Origin of the sequence: Paenibacillus sp. 37, from assembly GCF_008386395.1 — a bacterium.
Taxonomy (GTDB): Bacteria; Bacillota; Bacilli; order Paenibacillales; family Paenibacillaceae; genus Paenibacillus; species Paenibacillus amylolyticus_B.
Genome location: NZ_CP043761.1, coordinates 2291477 through 2309363, shown reverse-complemented (window position 1 = coordinate 2309363; position 17887 = coordinate 2291477). Strand labels below are relative to the sequence as shown.

19 protein-coding genes and 1 riboswitch are annotated in these 17887 nt (G+C 45.9%); of the genes, 4 read left to right on the top strand and 15 right to left on the bottom strand.

The features are described 5' to 3' along the window. Positions 1–82: 82 nt before the first annotated feature. Complete coding sequence (gene pelA / locus F0220_RS10490; protein ID WP_036609609.1) at positions 83–1045, bottom strand: pectate lyase; 963 nt, start codon at positions 1043–1045, stop codon at positions 83–85. A gap of 419 nt (positions 1046–1464) precedes the next feature. After that, a riboswitch (cyclic di-AMP (ydaO/yuaA leader) is annotated at positions 1465–1596 on the top strand. Positions 1597–1601: 5 nt separating this feature from the next. Between pelA and F0220_RS10485 the strand changes: the two genes are divergently transcribed. After that, the gene (locus F0220_RS10485) at positions 1602–2066 is read left to right on the top strand and encodes a C40 family peptidase (protein ID WP_105598131.1); all 465 of its coding nucleotides are present in this window, start codon (positions 1602–1604) and stop codon (positions 2064–2066) included. Positions 2067–2141: 75 nt separating this feature from the next. On the opposite strand, the gene F0220_RS10480 is transcribed toward F0220_RS10485, so the two are convergent. From F0220_RS10480 to F0220_RS10465, 4 genes are all read right to left on the bottom strand, one after another. Continuing rightward, complete coding sequence (locus F0220_RS10480) at positions 2142–2471, bottom strand: carboxymuconolactone decarboxylase family protein (RefSeq protein ID WP_091017487.1); 330 nt, start codon at positions 2469–2471, stop codon at positions 2142–2144. Positions 2472–2614: 143 nt separating this feature from the next. Beyond that, entirely contained in the window at positions 2615–2833 is a 219-nt protein-coding gene (locus F0220_RS10475) for a hypothetical protein (RefSeq protein WP_091017488.1), read from the bottom strand. A gap of 119 nt (positions 2834–2952) precedes the next feature. Continuing rightward, entirely contained in the window at positions 2953–3282 is a 330-nt protein-coding gene (locus F0220_RS10470) for a hypothetical protein (RefSeq protein WP_105598130.1), read from the bottom strand. Between the two features lie 97 nt (positions 3283–3379). Beyond that, the gene (locus F0220_RS10465) at positions 3380–3961 is read right to left on the bottom strand and encodes a xanthine phosphoribosyltransferase (protein WP_036609617.1); all 582 of its coding nucleotides are present in this window, start codon (positions 3959–3961) and stop codon (positions 3380–3382) included. A gap of 204 nt (positions 3962–4165) precedes the next feature. Between F0220_RS10465 and F0220_RS10460 the strand changes: the two genes are divergently transcribed. After that, positions 4166–5221 (top strand): YkvI family membrane protein, encoded by a 1056-nt coding sequence (locus tag F0220_RS10460; protein ID WP_091017489.1) that lies wholly within the window; start codon positions 4166–4168, stop codon positions 5219–5221. 129 nt (positions 5222–5350) lie between these two features. On the opposite strand, the gene F0220_RS10455 is transcribed toward F0220_RS10460, so the two are convergent. The 6 genes from F0220_RS10455 to F0220_RS10430 form a co-directional block, all read right to left on the bottom strand. Further along, entirely contained in the window at positions 5351–6481 is a 1131-nt protein-coding gene (locus tag F0220_RS10455) for a glycosyltransferase family 4 protein (RefSeq protein ID WP_091017490.1), read from the bottom strand. Positions 6482–6784: 303 nt separating this feature from the next. Further along, entirely contained in the window at positions 6785–7333 is a 549-nt protein-coding gene (locus tag F0220_RS10450) for a GNAT family N-acetyltransferase (protein WP_105598129.1), read from the bottom strand. Between the two features lie 108 nt (positions 7334–7441). Then, positions 7442–8482 carry a hypothetical protein gene (locus tag F0220_RS10445; RefSeq protein ID WP_105598128.1) on the bottom strand — a complete coding sequence of 347 codons (1041 nt, stop codon included), beginning with the start codon at positions 8480–8482 and terminating at the stop codon, positions 7442–7444. Positions 8483–8579: 97 nt separating this feature from the next. Beyond that, entirely contained in the window at positions 8580–9383 is an 804-nt protein-coding gene (locus F0220_RS10440; RefSeq protein ID WP_105598127.1) for a Cof-type HAD-IIB family hydrolase, read from the bottom strand. Positions 9384–9879: 496 nt separating this feature from the next. Further along, positions 9880–10626, bottom strand: coding sequence for a pseudouridine synthase (locus F0220_RS10435; protein ID WP_105598125.1), 747 nt, complete (start codon positions 10624–10626; stop codon positions 9880–9882). After that, a complete protein-coding gene (locus F0220_RS10430; protein WP_105598124.1) occupies positions 10623–12320 on the bottom strand; it encodes an RsmB/NOP family class I SAM-dependent RNA methyltransferase in 1698 nt (565 codons plus the stop codon). The genes F0220_RS10435 and F0220_RS10430 overlap by 4 nt, the downstream gene beginning before the upstream one ends. A gap of 221 nt (positions 12321–12541) precedes the next feature. On the opposite strand from F0220_RS10430, the gene F0220_RS10425 reads away from it, so the two are divergent. Beyond that, positions 12542–13090, top strand: a complete 549-nt coding sequence (locus tag F0220_RS10425) for a thioredoxin family protein (protein ID WP_047842389.1) — start codon at positions 12542–12544, stop codon at positions 13088–13090. Between the two features lie 217 nt (positions 13091–13307). Here F0220_RS10425 and F0220_RS10420 read toward each other — a convergent pair whose 3' ends face one another. The 3 genes from F0220_RS10420 to F0220_RS10410 form a co-directional block, all read right to left on the bottom strand. After that, positions 13308–13790, bottom strand: a complete 483-nt coding sequence (locus F0220_RS10420) for a DUF309 domain-containing protein (RefSeq protein ID WP_105598123.1) — start codon at positions 13788–13790, stop codon at positions 13308–13310. Beyond that, the gene (locus tag F0220_RS10415; protein WP_036609636.1) at positions 13777–14592 is read right to left on the bottom strand and encodes a GTP diphosphokinase; all 816 of its coding nucleotides are present in this window, start codon (positions 14590–14592) and stop codon (positions 13777–13779) included. The genes F0220_RS10420 and F0220_RS10415 overlap by 14 nt, the downstream gene beginning before the upstream one ends. Positions 14593–14727: 135 nt before the next feature. Then, complete coding sequence (locus tag F0220_RS10410; RefSeq protein ID WP_105598122.1) at positions 14728–15825, bottom strand: quinone-dependent dihydroorotate dehydrogenase; 1098 nt, start codon at positions 15823–15825, stop codon at positions 14728–14730. Positions 15826–16080: 255 nt separating this feature from the next. Here F0220_RS10410 and F0220_RS32460 point away from each other — a divergent pair, with 255 nt between their 5' ends. Further along, on the top strand, positions 16081–16218 hold the full coding sequence (locus tag F0220_RS32460) for a hypothetical protein (protein ID WP_017689367.1): 138 nt from the start codon (positions 16081–16083) through the stop codon (positions 16216–16218). Between the two features lie 42 nt (positions 16219–16260). Here F0220_RS32460 and F0220_RS10405 read toward each other — a convergent pair whose 3' ends face one another. Further along, complete coding sequence (locus F0220_RS10405) at positions 16261–17703, bottom strand: L,D-transpeptidase family protein (RefSeq protein ID WP_105598121.1); 1443 nt, start codon at positions 17701–17703, stop codon at positions 16261–16263. Positions 17704–17887 lie beyond the last annotated feature (184 nt).

Genomic DNA, 17887 nt, shown 5'->3' with positions numbered 1-17887 from the left:
CCGAACCAGACGTCCATGTCGATTCAGGCTTTACCTTTAACTACTAAGAGTTTGGTTCATTAAAACGGAAGCATACTACAAATTACAGCTTGGAAGGCCAGTTGCCATACCATGCATACCCGCCTCTTCTTTCTTTATCAATATCACTTAATTTGTATTTAACTACCCCGTCACGACCAATAAAGATTGGTTTATCTGTTCCTATCTCATAGAAGCGTGCCCAAATTGGTGCTGCTTTGGAATCAGCGATAATTTTACTATCTCCATTAGCTCTTTCATATTTGTACCCCGTAATTTTCACCTTGTTAAACCAAGCCTCCGCTCCTTTAATGGATGCGGTAATTTTAGCGTTAGCAGGTCTGGTTTTCAGAAATTTAACAATCGTTACACTCTCTCCAGCTGTCAGCGATGGCACTTCGTAGATTCTTGCGCTCGCTGGTTTAAGGGAACTGGAATCATGTTGTTGTCCCCAAGCTGTCAGCTTACCACCTGAAACGACCTGTGTATTCAAAATCGCCTCCACACCTTTGGCAACTGAATTTTTACTACGGTTAGCAAGTGTGCTGTCTATAAACGAGAAATCACCTTTGCGTGCTGCTACTTCATCCAGCATGATCATTACGTTAATCATGGCATCATCATTGTAAGTGATATGCTTGTGATATCCGGAGCTTTGGTAAACTTGTGGCCATCCGCCGTTTGAATACTGCATGTTGATCAAAAAGTTAATCCCTTTGATTGCAGCTGTGGAGTATCGGGGATCATTCGTCTTTTTAAATTCCTTCGCCAATCTTCTAATTTCTGAGTATGTAGCCTTGTTGTCTATCGTGGACTTCGCCCACTCTCCACTTGTCTGTTTATAATCTTTTCTCCAACCTCCATCCGGCAGCTGGTTCTTCAAAATATCAGAAATACTCGCTGTAGTACCTGAAGCATCCGCAGCAGATACCGTCCCTACAGGGAGAACTGCCATTCCAACTGCTGAGAACACCATCGTACATGCCAGGACAAAAGTAATTATTTTCTTCGCTTTCAAATGTAACACTCTCCTATGTTCGTTTTTATAAATCTTCCACTTCTACTTTACTTATGAAACGCGTCCTTAAACCTCCTTTATTTGTAATTATCGCATAATAAAATCAATTTTAATCCAATATGTGGATTGGATAATCAGATAATATGCAAAAAATCGATTTTTGTCAATATATGCAACTTAATGAATATAATCTCTCTAATTCTACATAACGGGATAGTTCTTTTAACTCATGACAAACCTATTTATTTATCCAAATTCGTCTTAAACGAACCAATAATGACGTTTTTGTCATGAATGGTACCCAAACTTGATCCCTTCTTTCATATAAAAACCTTAATTCCGCTAACATTGAGGTATTACGAAGGGTTTTAAATAGGTTTGACAATTACGCATTTATGCAATATAGTTTCAAATAGTTACAAAAACTTAATTATTCATTGCCGAGTTTCATGTTTGAAAACGGGGGAACCAATTTGGGTGAATTATTCTTATACATAGGAAATATAGGGAACCTTCTACCGAACCCTTAGCTAACTCCGTAGGCATCGAAGGGAGAACATTGATTTTGAAAAAACTGATTATCTCCATTTTTGGAGCAGCTGTATTATTTACATCCGGGGCAACAAGCACAGAGGCAAGCAGTATCAACTCCGTAGTGAACAACATGACAGGTATTCCTTACAAATGGGGTGGCACGACTGTAGCCGGCTTCGACTGTTCTGGTTTTATGAGATATCTTTTCAACAAATACAGCATTGAATTGCCACGTACTTCTCAGCAACAAGCCAAAGCAGGTACGCCAGTATCCAAGAGCAATGTTCGGACAGGTGATCTGGTGTTCTTTAATACAACAGGCAAAGGTATTTCACATACAGGTGTATATATCGGCGGCGGACAATTCGCTCATGCCTCCAGCAGTAAAGGTGTAAGCGTCACGAAGTTATCGAATCCATACTTCAATGATCGTTACGTAACAGCACGTCGGGTAACTGGACAGTTTATGTATGATAAAATGTTAGGTAAAATGTAATTCACATACAAAAAGGCATCGGTTATTAACCGGATGCCTTTTTTGTACTTAGAAAAATGTATGTTGCATCGCTTACTAATTCAGCGCCTTCTGCACTCGCATCGCACCCTGAGAGAGGGCATGTCCTCCTCCAACAGCTCCGGCCACCGCAACGGTCTCCATAATCTCCTGATCTGTTGCTCCCTTGGCACGGGCTTCTTCTACATGGTAGAAGGTACATACCTCATTGTTGGCGAATAATCCAATCCCAAGCGCAATTAGCTGTTTTGTCTTGGCATCAATCACGCCAGGTTGGAAACATTCTCCGGTAAACTCATGATACGACTTCACCACACCTGGCAGTACATCGCTTAATGCTCCAATCTGATCCTTGTAGGCATGAACTTTATCATTCATCAATGTCATGGCTTGTAGCACACCCTCTCGGCTTATAGTTACAGATCTTCCTCACTGTACCTATCTTCTCTCCCGAGTGAGCCAATTATGCCAAGATATCATGGTAATTCCAAACATTTAAACGCTCATGGCTCTGCCATAATCATAAGCTATTACTCACTAAGTGGACTCTGGCGCGGCTCGCTGAACAGCTGATATTTGTAACTGCGATCCAGCTTAACTACACGTCGATTCTGACGTCGGATAAGTACCTGCTCGCCATCCCAGGCAACAACAATCCCGGTTACATCGTTCGATTCCAGCTCGTCCCGTACTACTCTAACTTTCTCACCTGACAGACGCAGGGCGTCCAATTCTGTATCACTAATCATTCGCATGGCTCCTATTTTCCAAATTTATTTACAAAAAGAGACCTAAATGAAATGTCATTTAGGTCTCACGTGACTGTATTAGACTGTCATGTCATTCGAAATTATGTCCCGACTGAAAGTTACCGCTGTGCGTGCTCTTTGCTGTCGTTCTTCTCGAACCAAAAATCAAGCACTTTGGCGGACATCACACGTTCTTCAAGGTACTCCACTTGATGCGATGTAAATTGTTCTTTCCAAGAGAAGGACAACTCTTCGCACAAGCCTACAATCGTCAGTAATTCTGACCAGGCAACATAGCGTTTGTACCAGAAAAATTGAGGATGTTCAATCATATAGGGATAAAGGTCATCGAATTCCGTATGTTTACAATCTAGGGCACGTTCAAAATGAACTTTCGATTCCGCCAGCTTATCATTAAAAAATTGTTCTGTTGCCGGTTGGTTCCCCATGGTGTTGCCTCCTCTCCCTAACATAACCCCATTATAAATGAAATCGGCGGTCATGCAAAGGCATAGTTCAAAAAATAGGCCCTATTCCTTTAAAATGTCACATTTCGTTATCGTCAAATTGTACTGTTCCATCGTTCAGGGAACGAATGCGTACCAAGGCTTCCACCGGAATACCCTGTTCACGAATCGTGCGTGCCCCTGCCTGGAAACTTTTCTCGACCACAACGCCGAATCCGACGAGTTCCGCGCCAGAACGCTCAATAATTTTGATGACGCCACGAGCCGCATCTCCATTGGCAATAATATCATCAATGAACAAAATGCGGTCATTCTCATGAATGAACTCGCGGGATACCATAATGTCAGTTACAATTCCTTTGGTAAAGGACGGTACACGTTCACAGTAAGCATCAGGATCAGCTAGAAGTGTTTTTTTACGACGGGCGAATACAAGGGGCACCCCAAGTTCATAGGCTGCGGCAAACGCAACCGGAATCCCTGAGGATTCTACCGTGATTACCCGAGTTACTCCACTTTCACGAAAACGGGCAGCAAACTCACGTCCCATCTCCATCGTTAATGCAGGATCAATCTGGTGGTTCAACAAACCATCCAGCTTTAATACTTGATCCGAGATAACAACACCCTCTTGTAAAATTCGTTGTTTCAATAATTCCATGATTTGACCTCCCAAGCCTATCCTATGAGGTAAAAGTATCATATATCTATCTATAAGTTCAAGCGAAATTGCCTGGGGGCTGTCATTGAGACACAATTCAAGCCAAAGCACATTATCGATTGTCATGACTTTCGTGGGTCAAGCATACCTTGTACCATGGTACCCGCATGTCCAAACTATACAGGGGCCTGAGAGGGGAAACACATGAAACAGGCATTTCGGGTGCTGCAGATCGCATTTACATACATCGGAACGGTTGTCGGAGCCGGCTTCGCTACAGGGCAGGAAATTTTGCAGTTTTTTACCCAGTATGGCAAATGGGCCACCGTCACCATAGGCTTATCCACCATGCTCTTTGTCTGGTTAGGTACCAAAATGATGCTGATCGCTCACGATACCGGGTCCCGCTCTTATGAGGACCTGAACAAACATTTATTCGGGCCCAAGGCGGGCAAATGGATCACCTGGGTGACCCTTCTCATTCTCATTGGCGTGAACAGCGTCATGCTTGCCGGAGCAGGTTCCGTCTTTGTCGAACATCTAGGTTTGCATTATCAGACCGGTCTGATCGTCACACTTGTAGGGACATATCTGCTTCTCGGTCGGGGCATCCAGGCTATCCTTCAAATGAATAGCATCGTCGTGCCCATGATGCTGCTGTTATCTCTGCTCATGATCACTAGTACCATCCATCATCCAGGAGCTTCCCGATTCATCACATTGACGACAGACTCAAACCCTATTCAAGTATGGCTGTCTCCATTGTTGTATAGTTCGTTCAATCTGGCGTTAGCTCAAGCTGTTCTTGTGCCCGTTGGCAACCAGATTCGCAGTCGGAATGTGCTGAAGTGGGGCGGAGTATTGGGTGGAATTGGCGTAGGTTTCATGCTGATGGCAGCTCATTTTGCCATGTCAGCACAGATGCCCGGCATCATCCAATTCGAAATTCCGATGGGCAGCATTGCCTTTCAACTTGGATGGGCAGTACAATCTGTATATGTATCCCTTATTTTCATGGAAATATTCAGTACATTTGTTGCCGATATCTACGGCATGACCTTGCAACTCAGACAACATATACGCATTCATCCCCGTTTCATTACATTAACCATTATGCTGCTGTGTTACTCACTCAGTCAGTTTGGATTCAGTTCTCTACTATCCATCCTTTATCCTATCTTCGGAAGTTTGGCACTGTTCTGGGCAGCCAAATTGGTATTAAACCGCTGGGGTGCCTTCCGTGGACGCAAAAATATATAAATGGTGATGTACTTCATGAATATGAGCATCCGTTTGCTTCATACCATAATTCATCACTCATGCGCCTTCCTTTTGCATGAAAAAAAAGCCGCTGTTTAGCACAGCGGCTCGCACTTTTTGCTCTCTCTTTTAGGCCTTGCTGGGAAACTGTAAATACATCTTCTTCAACTCATTGACCGATCTGCCGAGCGAGTAATGTGTTTTGGCTTTTTCACACGCTGAACGGGCAAGTTCATAACGATAAGCCGGGTCCAGCATCACCTTTTCAAGCGCTTCAGCCAATGCAGAAGGATCTTCTGCCGGTACAAGCAACCCATTGCTACCGTTCTCGATCTGTTCCGGTATACCACCTACATCCGTACCCACAAGGGCAAGACAACTCAGCGCCGCTTCAGCGAAGACGGAACCAAATGCTTCTGCCCGTGAAGGAAGTACAAAAATATCAAAGAATGGCATGAATTCCTCAGGGTGCAGTGTGTAACCATAAAAGATGGTCTCATTATAGATCCCCAATCGCTGTGCCAATTCTTCCAGATCAGGACGAATCGGTCCATCTCCAATAATATGTAACACATAATCATGACCTCGGCCCTTCAGTTCCGCACAGGCTTTGAAAAGAATATCCAACCCTTTCGCCGGAACAAGCCGACATACCGTGACCAGTTGTGGTATCGCATTATCATGAGGAATCGGCTTAAACCGCTTCTCATCAAATCCATTGGGAATCACACCGATGACATCAGGTTCCTTCACGTAGGGCGCCAGATAACGACGGAACGAATCCGACACCGTTAAGAGACGCTCTGCCTGGTGTTCCAGCTCACCATATATCGCAAGCAGGAATCGATGCTCCGGTCCATCCGTTTCAATGCGTCCATTAAGTATTAATTCTCGTTCATAACTGGAGTGAATCGTCTGAATGAGGGGTGTATCCGGGAAAACCGTTCTCATCGCAAGTCCTGCAATTGGGTGGTGGGCATGGATCAGATCATAAGGCTTCTGAATACGCAGTTTGGTCCACCAAAGATAATCACGATAGGTTTGAATATATTTTTGGACAACAGGACTATCCTGATATTCCGTCCAGTCAAACGTTTCGAAATGAACTTCCTCTCTGCCCTTGTTGCGGATTCGCTTTGGCAACGAGAACAGATCCATTTCCCACCTCGGGGCTGTAAATCTCTCTTGCATATACGGAATCATAGAGGATACACCTCCGGGCTGCTCCGGAGGAAAGAAAAGCGCCTGCAGCAATTTCACCGTTAGTTTCCCCCTTTTTAACTTACGTTCTTTCAATGCATCTTCATTCATGATCCATTTATATCTGGATACGGCTATAGTATCCATTATGACATAGTGAAGCCGGAACATCTATATTACGAAAGATACTGCAAACTTTTGGCTATTTAAACCGCTCATTCAAAGCAAAACTGACTAAGCTTTTTTTCACCAACTCGTATATACAACATATTCATGAAACGTGCCACTCAGAAGCAAAATCTTTAAACCAGCAGTCAACTCCTCGCGATTGTCGTCAATCTTTCCATTGGACAGTCCGAATTCTCAGCTCAGTGGCTGCACGGGCTTCTCATATGTACTGTAACCATCGGTCTCTCCCAAAAAAGTATACCCGTTCCGCGCGTAAAAGGCGTTCAACGTAGCATTGCCCGCTCCGCAATCTAACCGAACAGTATGTTTGCCTTCAAAATGTATCCCGCTGCTGGACCATTGCAAAATGGACCGTCCCAGACCGCTCTGAGCATATTTTCTTCGAATCGCTAGCCGATGCAGATAAATTGCGCCATCTTCGGCATAAGCTTTTGAACCCCAAAGATGAATATCCCAAGGACTTGGCTGAACCAAAAGAATGACCATCCCCGCTACGTCCGCCCCCTTTTTAAATACAAACACATCCCCACGGCGAATCGCCCCTGCCGTATCATGTGAATCTTCACCTTTAAGCAAAGCGTTCCATTGGGAAGAACCTTGACTCTGTAACCATTCGGCTGTCTCCACCAGAAGCGACATCACATCCTCCCTATCTTCAGGATTCGCCTGAACCGCTTGAAAACCATCGTTAATATATTCGCTATTGATCCTGAATGAGTGCATCATTGTTCTCCTCCGCTTCCTGATCTCTTTTAAACTAATGGTACTATACCGGGAAATGGATTTTTCGTCAAAATGAGAACAAAAAAAAAGGTAAAAGGCGGTTGCCCTTTACCCATCTATTCTGGCTTCATCAATAATCTGATTTCGATACAACATCGTCAGGTGCAAGGTGTCAAACTTCATTTCCTTGTCCAACTCCTGCATCAACACTTCGACCAGATTCTTTCGTTGCATGCTGGTACCAGTAACCTCGTAATCAATGTATCCCGTAAGATCCGAATGAGAAGTGTCTATAGTTGCTGTTCCCACAGGCAATCCACCTCGCTCCTGAAGAAACAGCTCATATACCCGGAACTCCCGATCCTTACGCTTTAGCATGACATAACATGTTTCTTCAGCAGCTTCCAACTCATCCAGATCCGATTCATCGGTATCCTCAAATTCCTCGGAGAAATCGCGATGTACCCACTCTAGCGTTTCGAGTTCGTTGCCCTGATGCCACATGCGGATTGTAATCGTATCGATGATATCTTCATCCAGCTCTCTGACCAGCAACTCTGCCGCAGCTTCCAATTGATTCTCTTCCGGCTCGTCATACCAGTGTATTTCACCTTGTACATCAGCGCCATATTGTTTTAAGGAAGCTTCTGCAAGTTCCTGCCCTTCGACATCATTGAATATATACGTCGATATGCTGCGTCCTGCGCTTACCATTTCCATCTCCAGAACCTGATCCCGATCTTCATATGTAAACGATTCGGTTTGTGACACAGGTATTACCTTACTTCCACTGCTGTCTATATCGTCATAGCTGCCTTCGTCATGATTCATCTCTTCAGACGGCCACATTGTCTCTGACTCAGGCTTATGCAACACCGAATGTAATGAGCCACAACTAACCAGCACTTCATAATACGCAGCTTCCAACGCATCTGCAAGAGATTGGACATAGGCATGCACTTTTTCCACGATACGTTGCTCTGTATCATCTGGCAGAGACTCCTGCTCGATCTGTAGACTACCAGATAAACGATCTCCTTCTCTGAACACAAGGAACAGTGAGCCTGCATATTGACCATTGACCATCACGTCCTGTACTTCTCCACCTGATGTCCGCAGGTCGGCAACCAATTCCACATCATATTTCATCACGTGTCCTCCTCCATTCCTAACGTTATTCTCTTAGGATGTCCCTAAGGACGGTAGATTATGAGGAAAGCGCGCATTTCAGATATAAGATGTAAGGTTAGACGGATAACACATATTTTTGAATTGCGTGTGCCACACCCTGCTCATTATTGGAGAGTGTAACCTCGTCCGCAGCAGCTTTCACCTCGTCCGGTGAGTTATCCATGGCAATGCCTTTGCCCGCAAAAGTCAGCATCGTAATATCATTGAAGTAGTTGCCAATCGCCATAATCTCCGAAGGCATGATTCCTTTGGATTCGGCAAGTCTTTTAAGTGCAGCGCCTTTGGACGCTTCGGGATGCATTAGGTCAATAAAAAAATCACCACTGCGTGTCATATAATAAGGCAGATTCCAGGTAGACCACTCCTGAAGCACGGCATCCATCTGTTCAATCGGTCCAAATGCAGTGAACTTCGCCAGCGGTTCTGTCATGTCAACCCACTTGGGTAACTTCATTGGCTCTGCCATAAAGTTGTAATACATCTCACGCACCTGCAACCCGAGACCTTCTGGTTGATCCACATACAGACCAAATGCCGTATTGATGTCAAAATGTACTCCATTGGTTCGACAGTAGGATATGATCGGCTCCAGTCCCTGTCCATCTAATGCAAAGTGATGAACCACCTCACGAGTATCTACCTGTGCAGTTACAGCACCATTATGTGTAATCACATATCCATCCAGTCCCATCTGCTCCATAAAAGGAATCGTGTTGGCAGGACCTCTACCTGAACACAGGACAATCTCTGCTCCCTGACGGGAAGCTTGGATCAAGGTCTCCTGAGTCCATTCGGTAAGTTCATGATGATCATTCAGCAATGTTCCATCTACATCAAGTGCAATTAATTTATAAGTCATCTGGCTTCATCCTCATCTCTGTAGTAATCGCACCCACCCAAACCCTCCCTTCCGAGGGAGGGCCCCAGAGAGCTCTGCCCTCTGGACTCCCGTCTTGCTCATCGGTGGTAGGTCGGGTCTTGCTATGTAACGGTTGGCGTAGGAACGCTTGTTGCCGGGAACACCGCTTTTCAGCGGCGATCCCGCCCAAGCTTAACCGGGACCATTTCGGGCAGGGCTTCGCTTTCTGCCCGGCTCCCTGCTTCGCTTCGCGAAGGACGGGAGCTTTCTCGCCTTCGGCGTTCGTATCGGGCTTCGCCTCCCTCCACGACTCCCTGCTCCGCTTCGCGCAGGACGGGAGCTTTCTCGCCTTCGGCGTTCGTATCGGAGCTTCGCTTCCCTCCACGACTCCCTGCTTCACTTCGTGAAGAACGGGAGCTTTCTCGCCTTCGGCGTTCGTATCGGAGCTTCGCTTTCCTCCTCGACTCCCTGCTTCACTTCGTGAAGAACGGGAGCTTTACTTCCGCAGAAGGTTTAACTCTTCTGCTGTTAGTTCACGATAACTTCCGATGGCAAGATCGGAAGCTAGTTCCAGTCCACCCATCGCAACGCGTTTCAGATAGATCACTCGCTTGCCTACCGCCTGAAACATACGTTTCACCTGATGAAATTTCCCTTCGTGAATAATAAGCGAGATCGACGAGATCGTGCCTTCTTCGGTCTCTTCCCGGCCAAGTATAGTCAGCTCAGCAGGCAATGTCTCGTATCCGTCATCCAATTGAATGCCCGCATTGAAACGTTGCACATCCGCTTCATCCACGTTTCCCAGAACACGGGCTTCATAGGTTTTGGGCACATGCTTGCGTGGAGATAACAGATCATGGGCAAGTGGACCGTCATTCGTAAGAATGAGCAGTCCCTCCGTATCCTTATCCAGTCGTCCCACAGGAAAAGGATTGAACACCCGATCCTCTTTTCGCAGCAAATCCAGTACCGTCTTATCTCTGTTGTCCTCGGTAGCAGACACAACACCCGGAGGTTTATGCAGCATCAGATAGATCATCTCCCGATACATAATCCGCTCGCCATCGGCTTCAATGACGTTGACCTCGGGATTCACCTGTACACCGCTGTCTTTCACCGCTTTGCCGTCCACATGGATTCTGCCTTGTTTCACCATCCTTTTGAGTTCACTTCGTGTTCCCACACCCATATGGCTTAATATTTTGTCCAGACGCAGCGTTTGTTTCCCTTTTCCACTCATACCGATGTCCACCTCCACCCTGCCGGATATTCATTCTTCAGTACACCATCCAGCCATTTTCCCCAGCCAGCGGCATAACCATCTACACATACAAGAACGTACCCTTTGGCAACCGTATCCGCCTTGAGCACCACTCGTTCTTCTTCAATATTTAACGTTTCACCCTTGAGGTATCTCACGGCTTCGCCATCAGCGGATGACAGATTTACGCTTCGCCGTGCTTCAAATGCATTCAGAGCACAGGCAAGCGGATGGGACGGAACAAATCGTCCATTCTTGATCGTTCCCATAAACCAGCCTGGACGAATGACTTTCAGTCCCTCCAACCGAGCTGCACCAACCGATGATTGATACACCCGATCTCCATAACATACCGTCTCTCCAGTTAACTCAATCTCCAATTGTTCTTTCATAAACTGACTGTAGATCGCAACCGGATCAATACTTGCCGGATCAGCTCCGCGTCCCTGACCCCGTTCCGATTTACGTCCACCGTGATCTTTACCTTTTTTGCCCTGTTTACCCGAATTCTTGCCCCCGCCAGCCTGTCTGTCATGGGACTCTCGGGATTCGATTCGCAATAAACGTTCCTTTTTTCGATCAGCCTTGGTCATAGCAATTGAAGAAGCAGCAATAGAGTGATCCTTGTTCCCCTCTACTTCAATCCTGGACACATCCACGACCTGTCCATACTCCATTGCTCCTTCTTTAACTACTCCAGGTTGATCTGTTTGTAATCCTTGCCCTGCACGATGCTGCAATACAGCGACATAATGTCCCTCTCCTTCCAAAAGGTGAGGCCACAATCTTGCCGTACCACGCGTTAGATCCAACACATCTTTTGTCTCTTCTGCCTTCTCCGGCATCATCTGACGTACCCATTCCGGACGTCCTGTTGCGAACCCTGTCTCTTCAGGAATGTCCATTACCACGAAATCACGGTTTACATTCAGGAACTCCGCAATCATCGCTTCATTTTCCTCCGGCGCAAAGGTACATGTCGAATATACGATGGTTCCTCCCGGGGCCAGCAATCGTGCCGCAGTCTCCAAGATATCCCGCTGCATGAGCACACATTTTTCCACCGAATGATGTTCCCACGATTTCACCATGTCTTCATCCTTGCGGAACATGCCTTCACCTGAGCAAGGCGCATCAATTAATACTTTGTCAAAATAATGAGGAAATGCATTCGCGATCCGCTCTGGTGACTCATTCAAAACAACCGCGTTACGCACCCCGTACAATTCCACGTTCTTGGCTAGCGCTTTCGTGCGTTCAGCATGGATATCGTTCGTCACAAGTACACCCTTGCCTTGCAGCTTTGCAGCAATCTGTGTTGTTTTCCCTCCCGGAGCAGCACACAGATCAAGCACACGATCTCCAGGCTCAACCTGCAATAATTCAACTGGAGCCATTGCACTTGGTTCCTGTATATAATACAGGCCTGCATGATAATAAGGGTGCAGCCCCGGTTTAACACCATGAGGTACATAGAACCCTGTCTCACACCAAGGAATAGGTCTTAGATCAAACGGAGCAATCTCATCGAATTGTTCCATCGATATTTTTAGCGTATTCACTCTCAGTCCCGCATGAGGAGACTGTTCATAAGATTTCATAAATTGTTCAAACTCATCACCCAGCAAACTTTTCATTCGCTCAGCAAATATCAAAGGTAACTTTACACCCATATTCCCACTCATCCTGTCTTCGTAAGATTGCAATATCGTTTCATTTTATCATATCCAAGCTTTGCTTTCCTATCATATCGTATCTATTCCACTACAGCGTGTAATGTAGTATAATGGCAAGTAGATTGATTCCTGAGCAAAAATTCGGGTGTTTATGCATATTATCCCAACCTTTATTTTTGCCCAAACTATATTTCGATATGATCGATGGGGGATGTCCAATGAAATCCAAGAAGAAAAAGAAAAGTGCTGCGATCCTTATTTTCCTGGGTATTTTAATCATTATGATTGCAGCACTGGTTGTCGTAGACCAGCAATCCAAGAAACAGATGGATTCAGTGGAAAATGCTTATGGCATTGCTGCTTCCAAGCTTAATCCAGCTACAAGGGAGCTACTGAGTGATCCCAACTATCAACAAATTATTGTACCCACTGATCTCAAAGCCAAAATCGATAACAAAGACAGCTTTTTTGTTTATTTCTTTGCTTCCGACTGCTCGCACTGCCGTGCCACAACACCTCAGTTGATGCCACTCGTTGACAGTGAAGGTATTGAGCTTCCACAGTTCAATCTGCGTGAATTCGAAGCAGGATGGACCGATTACAATATCGAGTTCACACCTACACTCGTCTATTATGAGGCTGGTGTCGAGAAAGACCGTATGGTTGGCGGACTGCAAGAGAATGGCAGTGACCAGGGCTACACGCTGGATGATTACAAACAATTTTTCCAAAAATATAAAGGCAGCGCCGCTCCTTCGGCAAGCTAACTGATAGTTCCGTTTTCACAAGTATCTACAATCAGGCACTTGTATCACCAGAAACGTTCTGTTGAAGGACAGGCTGTGCCACTTGCAATCATCTGAATATAACGCAACATTCAAAAACACCCCGATCGTTCCCTTTACAGGAATCGTCGGGGTGTTTCATAACCATGGAACTTCATATCCATGGGATGCTCATTTGAATGTTAATGCTGATTACGGTTCAACTGTTACTCTGATCCATCGCCTTCATCTTCTCTTCGTATATTCGCCCTCTGGTAGGACTCCGGCGCTGCGGAATATTAGGTTTTAGCTCAAGCGATCTTCTAGATATCTCTTGTTCTAAGACCTCATCAACAATTCGTATGGACAAATCCCTGTAAGTCACAGACTGAACATCTGATTGGGACAGTTGCTTCACGATTTCCTGTACATCCCGTACCAAAGCCCCAAGGTCAATGCCCAGAATCGTAGCAGGATAAGGTTCCAGAAGATCAAGTGAGCTCTGTAACATCATCGTTCCTCCGCGGAGATTGCTATTCCTGAAGTGGTATAAACCAACTGCAATTTGTAACAACCCTTTATAGAGAGAATCCCGGTTCCGTTCAAGCCACAATTCTTCCAGCACCTCATGGCACTCGAAATAATCCTGATCCCGATTGAAGTAGATTAAGTAGTCCACGTACAGTGGCTCATAGATGCTCATCCGGGTTTTCGCCCTTTCTGGCGTTGTTCAGAAGTTTCTTCACGTCATCCAGCAAGTCTTTGAGTCCTTCCATATCATGACGTTCCCAGTAATCGTTAAATCGCTTCTGTGCTTCAATTGCTTCACTGACAAGGTGGTAGAAGTATAATTGATGAATGATATTCAATGTTCTTGACACGATATTGGAGTCATCCTCAAACGCCTTCTGCGCCTCCAAAATCTGTAGACGAATTGCAGACATCTCGTTGTCCAGTATAAACGCGGCCTCAGCCGTTTTTTTCAGCCTGGTTCTCATCTCATCAGGTAACCCTTCCCGAAACTTGTAACTCAGCGAATGTTCAATGGTAGCCCAGAAATTCATGGCAAGTGTCCGGATCTGTATCTCGGCCAAAACTTTCTTTTGTCCGAGAGCCGTCTGAACGGGATACTCAATAATCATATGAAAGCTACGATAGCCGCTCTCTTTGAAATTCGTAATGTAATCTTTCTCAATGAGTACCGTGAGATCCTTACGGCCTCGAATATACTCGGCAACCCGGCGGATATCATCCACGAACTGGCACATAATGCGGATACCTGCAATATCCTCAATGCCTGTTTCCACGTCATCAAGCGACACATTCAGTCGTCTGGATTTCTCCAGAATACTGGATATTTTTTTGACACGACCGGTAACGAATTCAATCGGGGCATACTCTTCCCGTTTCTTCAGTTCCGCTCGCATTGTCTTAAACTTGACTTTCAATTCCTCTACCGCTTGTTCATAAGGAAGTAAAAATGTACCCCAGTCTCTACCGTCCATGCTTATGCCTCCTGTCTCTATAGCGTCCCCTGTTCTATTCCATTATACATGATGTTTGGTGGGGGGAAGAGTCCCGAACCATTTTACGCTCTTCCCATGCTTCTATATTTTCATTCCGGGGATTCACATTCCTTCTTAACGATGCTCCGCACCAACCGCTTCAGAGATATGACGATAACCGTCCTTGCGCAGCAACTCACGCAGTCCCGCATGAATGCGCCGATTCACCTCAGGTCCTTCATAGATCAATGCTGTATATATTTCGACCAAGCTTGCTCCGGCTTTAATTTTCTCGTATGCATCCTCACTTGTGAAAATGCCACCTGAACCGATAATCGGAAGTTTGCCTTCGGTCTGGCGATAGATCTGGCGAATAATCTCCGTTGAACGGTCACGTAGAGGTTTACCACTCAGACCGCCAGTCTCTTTTGCATGTTGGTGGGAAAGTCCTGTACGACTGATGGTTGTGTTTGTAGCAATAATGCCAGCAACACCGCTGTCTGCAATGGTGCGAACCATATATTCAAGTTCCTGATCATTCACATCCGGTGCGATCTTCACCAGAACGGATTTGGTCGCTCCGCCCGCTCGTGCATGCTGCACGTTCATCTCATTCATAACCGCAGCGAGCAGTTCCTTCAATTCATTCCCATGTTGCAGATTACGCAAATCCGGTGTATTTGGTGAACTGATATTAACCACGAACAGATCAGCATAATCGTATAGTGCCCGAATGCACTTCGAATAGTCCAAGTGAGCTTCCTCATTAGACGTTGCCTTATTTTTGCCGATGTTAACAGCCACTGGAATACGCCGATCCTGTAGACGTGCCAATTCACCTGCCATGGCTTCCGCACCAAGATTGTTGAAGCCCATTCGGTTCACCAACGCCTCATCTGGAGGCAAACGGAACAGCCGTGGTTGATCGTTACCTGGTTGTGCAAGTGGTGTCACGGTTCCCACTTCCATGAATCCAAATCCGATGGAAGAAAAGCCCGTTACGGCCTGCCCGTTTTTGTCCAGCCCCGCAGCCAGACCAACAGGTGTAGGGAAATGACACCCAAACATGTCAACAGCCAGATCAGACGTTTCCCGAACGCCGTACATCACACGCAGTCCGGAAGGAACCGGACGGATGCTACCCACGCCACTAAGGCCGCCAATTATCAGATGATGGGCCTGTTCAGGGTCCATTTTGAACAACAAAGGTTTAGCAAGACTTCTGTATAACAAATCACTCACTCCGTTCTGGTCCGGTACGCCAAAAAGCCGTTGTCCGTCTTTTCATATGTAAAAAAACACTCTACACACAAGTCTATCTGTTTCTTATTAAAAAGGAAAGTAGTTTGCGCATAGACAGCACAAATCGAATAATACAAAATGCTCACAAGAAATCCACCCGCCCACTGGTAATGACGAGTTGAATTCTTTACAATGAGAGCATGGTTACTCTACACCAGTTCTATTCCAAATAAGGAGGAATAACTCATGGCTCCCAAACGTAAACCACCTGCATTACAGCAAAAGAAAGAAGAAGTGAATCGCAAAGCCATTGCATGGACAGCAGCCAGTGTAGGTGGCTTGATCATCATCATTGGTGCTCTTATCATTATTGCCAACATGTAGATGATTCAGGCTGAATCCATCTGATTCTACATATCTAACAGATCAATTCAGCCAGTGATACGTTTTGTTCGGATTATTCTGCTTTGGAACAAGCGTATGCTGATAACGCTGCTTTGCTTCTGGAACAAGCGTCAGATCTGGCAGTACATCTTCTCCAATGCGTACCGGAGTACCTTGCGGAGCAAGAGCGAATAACTCTTCTACATCTCCTGTACGCATTCTCACGCATCCAAGGGACTCATCCAGTCCGATACTGTCTGGCTCGTTGGTCCCGTGGATGGCATAATTCGTATTCGAGAGCTGCATACCTCTGCTTCCAAACTCACCGTTCGAGCGTCCATTCGGATTGACCACTTTATCTGTAATGACAAATGACCCCTCCGGTGTGCGATCACCGCCAAGTCCCACATCATACATCCGAACAATCGTATCCCCACTGATTAATGCAAGTTTATGTTTATCCTTATCAATGACAATCTCCAGCGGCTCCTGCAAAAAAGGCTGACCTCCCAGCGTATCTGCAAAAGCGGCATTGTTGCCTTGAGACGAATTCGAGGTCGTTGAACCATTCTCTTTACCACTCGAATCGCTCTTCCCTTCCTGTGCCTTTCCTTGATGCAAAGCTAACAGCTTCGGAAACATCTCGGTCATCCCTGACGCAGTCTCTCCCAGAATATTGTTCGGAAATGGCTGAGCCATTTGCGTTACACTCTTGGGCCAAGCGTCATTTTTTTTGCGATAGGCAACGATTGCACTTGATAATGATGCAGCTGCTTCCTGCTTGGCGGTCCACGCCAAGGACATCTTTTTGATTTTCGGTGTAATTTCAGGAGGTTCACAGTTACATTGCTTGGCATCATAACTCTGTGCAGTTAATTTCCCGCTTGTATTGGTTTGTACTATGTATTTCACAGGCATATTTCGCTTCCATAAAGACCAGTCATCCGAGGTTTGCATACCCAGTACAGCAGAGGTCTCTACTTTTGGACCAGACCCAGACCAGGCAGCTGCGAGCGCAGCCTCGCCATGATTACCTCCACCAAATGCCGCAGCAGTGAACACATTGCTTGGCGCAATGGATACAGTTCCAACCTGTTTATTCGCTTCTACAGGCGCTGCGATGTCATCTGTGGATTCCAGTGCTGCTGACAGTGCGTCGGTCGCTTCACGACTGAAACCCGGAGCGTCCGCAGGTGGCAGACCTGCCAGCACAAGCAGCATGAACAACGTAAGCCACATTTTGCGTCTACGTTGTTTTTTCTCTTTTTGCACAGACATCTCCACTAGTTTCTCCTGATAGTCTACCCAGATGTCCGCAGGAGCTTTACTGCGTTCAAATGCCTCATAAACCTCGCCCGCTTGCTGAAAGCAATAGTTAGCTTTGGCCTCCTGTCCTTCGCCCAAATACTCCTTTCCGAGCAAGTACCAAGCCATTTTATTGTCGGGATGTTTCTTAACATATGTCCTTAGATGAGTATTTTGCATCCGATCCTCCACTATTTCGCCTTTTTCCGTATATCATTATATATCGGCATAACCAGGCGTTGAATCCATAGGACTTGAGTACCCGGTGGAAAAAAGGGGGTTCGACAATGTTCGTCCTTGATCCATAGTCGGATAATCACATTTAAATGAATGCAAAAAAGCACCTTCCCTTGTCGTTAAGACA